Source organism: Longimicrobium sp. (genome assembly GCF_036280135.1).
GTDB lineage: Bacteria > Gemmatimonadota > Gemmatimonadetes > Longimicrobiales > Longimicrobiaceae > Longimicrobium.
Genome location: NZ_DASURI010000447.1, coordinates 1 through 5303 on the forward strand (window position 1 = coordinate 1; position 5303 = coordinate 5303).

At 71.5% G+C, this 5303-nt stretch carries 8 protein-coding genes; 2 read left to right on the plus strand and 6 right to left on the minus strand.

All coding sequences use genetic code 11. The features are described 5' to 3' along the window. The first annotated feature begins 289 nt into the window (after window positions 1–289). On the plus strand, window positions 290–628 hold the full coding sequence (locus tag VFZ20_RS14470) for a hypothetical protein (RefSeq protein ID WP_329684610.1): 339 nt from the start codon (window positions 290–292) through the stop codon (window positions 626–628). On the opposite strand, the gene VFZ20_RS14475 is transcribed toward VFZ20_RS14470, so the two are convergent. Next, window positions 625–2136 carry a fused MFS/spermidine synthase gene (locus VFZ20_RS14475; protein WP_329684611.1) on the minus strand — a complete coding sequence of 504 codons (1512 nt, stop codon included), beginning with the start codon at window positions 2134–2136 and terminating at the stop codon, window positions 625–627. The genes VFZ20_RS14470 and VFZ20_RS14475 overlap by 4 nt on opposite strands. Further along, window positions 2108–2587 (minus strand): flavin reductase family protein, encoded by a 480-nt coding sequence (locus VFZ20_RS14480; protein ID WP_329684612.1) that lies wholly within the window; start codon window positions 2585–2587, stop codon window positions 2108–2110. Before VFZ20_RS14480 ends, VFZ20_RS14475 begins: the two co-directional genes overlap by 29 nt. A 168-nt stretch (window positions 2588–2755) precedes the next feature. Between VFZ20_RS14480 and VFZ20_RS14485 the strand changes: the two genes are divergently transcribed. Further along, window positions 2756–3808, plus strand: a complete 1053-nt coding sequence (locus tag VFZ20_RS14485; protein WP_329684613.1) for a hypothetical protein — start codon at window positions 2756–2758, stop codon at window positions 3806–3808. A gap of 64 nt (window positions 3809–3872) precedes the next feature. Here the strand turns inward: VFZ20_RS14485 and VFZ20_RS14490 are convergent, their stop codons facing one another. From VFZ20_RS14490 to VFZ20_RS14505, 4 genes are all read right to left on the minus strand, one after another. Beyond that, on the minus strand, window positions 3873–4193 hold the full coding sequence (locus tag VFZ20_RS14490; protein WP_329684614.1) for a hypothetical protein: 321 nt from the start codon (window positions 4191–4193) through the stop codon (window positions 3873–3875). 3 nt (window positions 4194–4196) lie between these two features. Beyond that, complete coding sequence (locus tag VFZ20_RS14495; protein WP_329684615.1) at window positions 4197–4535, minus strand: hypothetical protein; 339 nt, start codon at window positions 4533–4535, stop codon at window positions 4197–4199. Window positions 4536–4601: 66 nt separating this feature from the next. Next, entirely contained in the window at window positions 4602–4826 is a 225-nt protein-coding gene (locus VFZ20_RS14500; RefSeq protein WP_329684616.1) for a hypothetical protein, read from the minus strand. 75 nt (window positions 4827–4901) lie between these two features. Continuing rightward, a partial coding sequence (locus VFZ20_RS14505) for a 5-formyltetrahydrofolate cyclo-ligase (protein WP_329684617.1) occupies window positions 4902–5303 on the minus strand: 402 nt, incomplete at its 5' end.

Sequence of the window (5303 nt, forward strand, 5' to 3'; positions counted from 1 at the left end):
CCGCGCAGTTTGCGGGAGAGGGTGCGAGCGACAGCGAGCGGGTGAGGGCCCCCGCGGAGCCATGCGCCGCTCTCCGGCCTTCCCCCTACGGGAGCCAACGTCCGCACTCACGCACTTCCGCACTTCCCCGCCCCGACCCACTTCCCTTCCTGCCCGCCGGGCCGTACCATTCCGGCCCGGTCCGTGCGGCGAGAACCGCCCCGCGGGCCGGGTGTACCGAACGCAGCGTCCGCCGGATCAGCCTCCGGCCCGGAACCGATCCCGATCCCGACGTCTGGGGACTGAAGCCATGTTCAACAACGCCCGCAAAAAGCTCAAGAAGCCCCTGGACCAGCAGCACCGCGAGCTGCAGGACCAGGCCGAGGCCATTCCCTACGTGATCGACGAGCACAAGCGCAGCGGCCGCTGGTTCAAGGCCCTCGTGGTGCGCTTCATCGCCGGGCCCATGATCCGCTTTCAAAAGCGCACGCTCGACAAGCAGCGCTACGGCGGCACGCAGGGTCAAAAGCTCAAGCAGGCGGAGCAGATGAAGCGGCACCTGGAAAAGCGCCGCCAGGCCATGGACTTCATGCAGACGCAGCTGGCCGCCCAGCAGAAGAAGGCGCAGAAGCGCAACAAGGCGCGCTAGTCGCCGCTCGCCGAGACCGCGCGTTCCCCGCGCCCCCCGCCCGCCGCGGGGGGCGCGGCCTGCGTTTGGGCACCGTCCACCCGGTCGCGCAGCACGCCGGCGCAGGGCAGCGCCGGCCACTCGTCCACCGGCCACGCCTCGAACCGCCCGGCGGACGGCGGAAACGCGAACGCCGGGTCGTCCGACGCGGCCATCAGGAAGTTCTGCCGCTCGGGAAAGTCGCGGCCCACGTGCACGTACAGCCGCACGGCGGGGAACGCGGCCGCCACCGTCCGCGCCACGGACCAGAACCGGCACTCGCCCTCGCCCCGCGCCACGCCGATCAGGTTGAGCAGCGCCACGCCGCCGGGACGGAGGAGCGCGCGAAAGAGCGCCAGCGCCTCGGCCGTCACCAAGTGGTGCGGCACCTGCTCGCCCCCGCCGAACACGTCCACCACCACACGGTCCCACTCGCCCGGCCGCAGCGCCTGCGACACGGCCCGCGCGTCGCCGTGCAGGGTGACGATGCCGTGCTCCGACCGCAGGCCGAAGAAGCGGTAGGCGGCGCGGGTCACGGCCGGGTCCAGCTCCACGACGGTGATGCGCGCGCCGGGATCGTCCTCGGCGATGCGGCGCGGCAGAGTATAGGCGCCGCCGCCCAGGAACAGGTACGACGCGCCGTCCTGCGTCACGTCGCGCAGCCAGCGCTCCGCCGTGGCCACGTAGGCGAAGGTGGGCGCCCCGCTGCGCTCCAGCTCGCCGGACTCGATCTCCTCGTCCACGTACAGCCGCAGCTCCGGCTGGCGCTTGCCCCCGGGGTGGACGATCTCCGTGACGCGCACGGTGCCGTACGGCGTTTCTTCCTCGTGCACCAGGTGCTCGTCGCTCTCCGGCGCGGCGGAGCCGTCGCGGGGAAAGAAGAGCGGGAAGGTGAGCGCGGCCCCCAGCGCCATCAGCAGCAGCCCGGGGCTGAGCGCGGGGAGCAGGGCCAGGCCGCTGAGGGCCGCGCCGACGGCCGCGCCGGCCAGGACGGCCAGCACGGTCTCTTCGGCGCCGCGGCGGCGGGCCTCGTCGCGCCGCTCGTCGTCGTCGCCCACGGCGTGGTAGCCGCCGCCCCACGCCACCAGCGCGGGGAGCAGGAAGCCCAGCGCGTAGACGGGGACGCCGACCAGGAAGAGGAGGGCGAACGCGCGGCCGGCCCCGCCAAAGCGCTCCCAGCCATAGAAGGCCCACAGGGTGCCGAAGCCGCCGGCCACGGCCACGGCCACGCCGGCGCCCACCCAGCGCCAGGTGGGCGCCTGGTCGGCGCGCACGCCGGGAGAGCCCGCCCACAGCCCGGCGGCCAGCGCGGCGGCAAAGGTGGCCACGAGCCCGCCGGCCGCGGCGAGCACGCCGCTGGCCTCGTACAGGATCAGGCTGCCCGCCGCGAACACCACCACGCCCAGCGCCAGCCCGGCCAGTGCGGCGCGGGTCAGGACGGGCCAGGCGGGGCGGCGGGACTCACGATGCGAAGCGTCCGAATCCTCCACGATAATAAAGCAGCGGGGTTCCTTCTCGGGCGTCGGCGGCCAGCACCTCGCCGACGAAGATGATGTGGTCACCGGCCGGTACGGCCGACGTCACGCGGCAGTCCATCCAGGCCAGCGCCTCGTCCAGCACGGGGGCGCCGGTGCGCTCGGGGCGCCACGCCACGCCGCGGAACTTTTCCTCCGCGCCGCCGCCCGCGAAGCGCCGGGCCAGCGTCTCGCCCTTGCCCTCCTCCAGCACGTTCACGGCAAAGTAGCCGGCCCGCTCCAGGAACGGCAGCGTCTCGCTCCCCCGGTCCACGCACACCAGCACCAGCGTGGGATCCAGCGACACCGAGCTCACGGCGCTCATGGTGAGCCCCGCGGCGCTGCCGTCCTCGCGGCAGGTGGTGACGATGGTCACCCCCGTGGCGAAGTGGCCGATGACCCGGCGAAACTCGGACTGGTCGATCATTCCCTGGCAGTGGGCGGTGCCGCGTGAGTATCTTGCCGCGGTTCCTGGCCGGCTCCTTGCTTGCAGCAACGCGTGCGCCGCGCCAAGGCCGGTGCCCAGGAAACAAAAGCCGGGCCGGAGAATGGTGCACCGGCCCGCGTTACGGACTTTGCCCGAGACCGCTCAACCATGCGTCCACAGACAGCGCGCGCCCTGCGCGTGGCGGCGTCCCTGATTCTAACCGCTCTGGCGGCCTGCGACAACGTGGAATGGGGCGGCGCCGCCGTAAGCGTGGTGCCCCCGCCCCCACCCGGGCCCGGCGAGGCCGCCGCCCCCGAGCCGGGGACCGTGGCCGGCCTGGGGCTGCCCACGGGGCGGGTACTCTTTCACGTGGTGCGCAGCGACAACGGCACGGCCGCGCAGCTCATCCCCATCGCCGAGATCTCCGGCGACTCGCTGCGCACGCTGCGGCGCCCCGCGGGCGTGTCGCCGCAGGCGTACGAGGAGCGCTTTCGCGCGGCGGTGATGGAGCCCGGCTCGCAGTTCGTCCTCTTTCGCCGGGGGGCCGAGGTGGGCTCGCTGACGGTGGGCGGCAACGGCACGGCCACCTCGTGCGGCGTGCCCACGGCCACGGGGCAGGCCAGCACGGTGGCGGCCGCGGCGGCCGAGCGCGAGTTCCTGGCGTTCCGCCGCGGCCTGGCGCCGGAGCTGCGGGGCGAGTACAGCCCGCCGCAGGTGGACGGCACCATCCAGCGCTACGCGTCGCTCGTGGCCGAGCGGCTGGTGCTGCAGAACGGCCTGCAGCGTCCCCGCAGCTGGCCCGGCGCCCAGCGTGACCTGCAGGCGCTGGACGCCGTGCGCGGCGGCCACGCCGAGATGGCGGCCACGTACCTGGTGGGCGACAACCTGTCCATCGGCCCCGCGCAGCCGGACGGGTGGAGCGTGTTCTACATCGCCGACTACGAGCAGCGGCAGGGCTACACGCCCGTCTACACCGAGGTGCGCGACTACGACCGCACGGGCAAGGGCGCGCCCAAGGTGGTGGACCACCTGAACTGGAACGGCGCGGGCGCGTCGGAGATCCTGGTGCAGGTGTTCGGGCAGCGCGAGTCGTGGTACGAGGCCATCTCGCGCGACCGGGGCACGTGGCGCAAGGTGTGGGAGGCCGGCCGCTGCCGCGAGCCCGCGCCCCCGGCCCGCAGCATCGGCGCCGCAGAGCGCACGGGGCAGCCGCCGCGCTGATCCCGGCTTCGGCGCGGAACGACCGAGGGGGTGGATGATGCGAATCATCCACCCCCTCCTCGTTTCAGTCGGCCCGTTCAGCTCCGTCCGCTTCCCGCCGGAGTCGATCCTGCTCGATGAACGACGCCGCGAAGTCTGCTGCCGTAAGCCCTGGCGGATCCTGCTTCTCCGTGGGCAAGTCGCGGTAGTCCAGCCACTCGCGCCAGCCGGGCAGCTCGACTTCCGAGAAAACGCCCGGCCTGCCGATGGACTCCAGGAACGCAGCCTCATCTGGATCCCGTGCGGGACGGGTCGCTCCTTGCGGATCGATCCGACGACGGACCGCCTCGGCGTTGGCCCGGCGCTCTGCCCACGTCTTTCTGAGCTCCGTGAAATCCAGCTTCATAGCTCACCGATACCGTTGATGCCACTGTCGATCCAGCTCCTGCGCCGTGATCGCGACTCCTGATGCTGCGATCTCCCGCAGGTGATCATACCCGTCTTCGGAGCCCTCGTGCCTCAGCCATACGCGGAGAAAACCCTCATCAAGATCATCACCGAACGCCTCCATCATGTCAATGGCCTGAATCCCGTATGCCCATGATTTCCACCGTCTGAAGCCCACGATTCGTTCAGCGAGAACGTGTTCCTTCTTCAGCACCTTCAACTCGAATTCGCCAAGAGGTACCGTCTCGACAACCCGTCGCTCCAGGGAGCTTCCTGGCGCCTCCACGAACAGATCATCCATGACCCAAACCCGGCCTTGCGGCTTAAAACCCAAGGATTCGAAGACCCGGCCAATTTCTTCACGGGGTCAGCCCTCCACCACGAAATCAATGTCGGTGGTCGCGTAGCTGTCCGGCGCGTGGAACTCAATCGCGCCTCCACCGACGAGAGTCGCTCGCATTCCAGCCTGGGCCAGTGCATGGATCAGGACGGCAGCGGCACCAACCAGACGCTCCACATGTGGAGTATTCGCTCGCCAAGCCTGAAGCAAAGCAGCCCTCAGCTCCTCCGTCGATAGCGTCGAGTCCCTCATCCGTTGTCTCCTCCTCCCGCGCTGCAGGATCAGCTTCGCGCAGGGAAGATAGCGGGATCGAAGCCCATCGTCCACTCAGTCCAAATCCGCCACCGTGCGGACGACTTCGCGCTCCGTGACGATGGCGTGCAGGGGTACGTCCCAGGCGTCGTGGGGGACGGAGGAGGTCTCCTGCGCGGCGAAGAAGAGCCCGCAGCGGAAGCCGCGCCACCCCGGGTCCGCGAGCATGCGGTCGTAGTACCCCGCGCCGCGGCCCAGCCGGTGGCCCGCGCGGTCCCACGCCAGGCCGGGGATCAGCGCCGCGTCCACGTCCTCGATGCGGCGGGCGGGGCACGCGTCCACGTCCGGCTCGCGGATGCCGTAGCGGCCCGCCCGCAGCCCATCCGCGGAAGGGACGGTGTGCAGCGTCATCGTCCGGTCCGCCAGCGTGCGCGGATAGACAAGGACGATGCCGCGGCGCCGCGCCTCGTCCGCGAT